The following is an 835-nucleotide window of genomic DNA, read 5'->3' on the forward strand; positions in this document are numbered from 1 at the left end:
TTGATACTGATTGAGCCTTCTCCCCAGCCCAGCGGTTGCCCGCTAAGCTGGAAGGCGACCAAGCACTACAAGGGAGAAGACTCATGAACTTTTACCATAGCACCCACCGCCATTATTGTGGAATCGATCTGCACGCCCGCAGCCTGTATGTCTGCATCCTCGACCAACAGGGCGAGGTGTTGCTGCATAAAGAAATCAAAGCCCAGCCGGAACTGCTACTGGCCATGCTCGAACCCTTTCGCGATGATCTAGTCGTCGGTGTCGAATGCATGCACTGCTGGTACTGGATCTCCGATCTGTGTGAAGAGCACGGCATCCACTTTATCCTGGGCCACGCGCTTTATATGAAGGCCATTCATGGGGGCAAAACCAAGAACGACCGCATCGATTCCTTCAAGATTGCGATGCTAATGCGCGGTGGTAACTTTCCACTGGCTTACGTCTATCCCAAGGAGATGCGGGCCACCCGGGATCTGTTGCGCCGCCGTACTCGCATTGTCCGGCATGGTGCCATGCTCAAGGCCCACGCAGTGAACACTCTGGGCCAGTACAATCTGCCGCCCAGCAAAGCCAACCTCAACAACCCTGGCGGCCGGTCACAACTGACCGCCGCTTTTAGCGATCCAGACGTTCAGCGCAATATCGACCTGGACCTGGCCATCGTCGACTGTTATCAGCACGAACTCAAAAAGCTTGAATGGCACCTGGAACAGCAGGCCAAACAACACGACCCGGCGTCACTCAACGTGCTGAAGACCATTCCTGGAGTAGGCCGCATTCTGGCCCTGACCATTCTCTACGAAGTCGGCGATATTCAGCGCTTCGAATCCGTTCA

The 835-nt window shown here is 55.3% G+C and carries 1 protein-coding gene; it reads left to right on the top strand.

Features of this window, described 5'->3' with window-relative positions; all coding sequences use genetic code 11:
- Positions 1–83: 83 nt before the first annotated feature.
- A partial coding sequence (locus LWH94_RS19260) for an IS110 family transposase (protein ID WP_232903313.1) occupies positions 84–835 on the top strand: 752 nt, incomplete at its 3' end.

Source organism: Marinobacter sp. G11 (genome assembly GCF_021282325.1).
GTDB lineage: Bacteria > Pseudomonadota > Gammaproteobacteria > Pseudomonadales > Oleiphilaceae > Marinobacter > Marinobacter vinifirmus.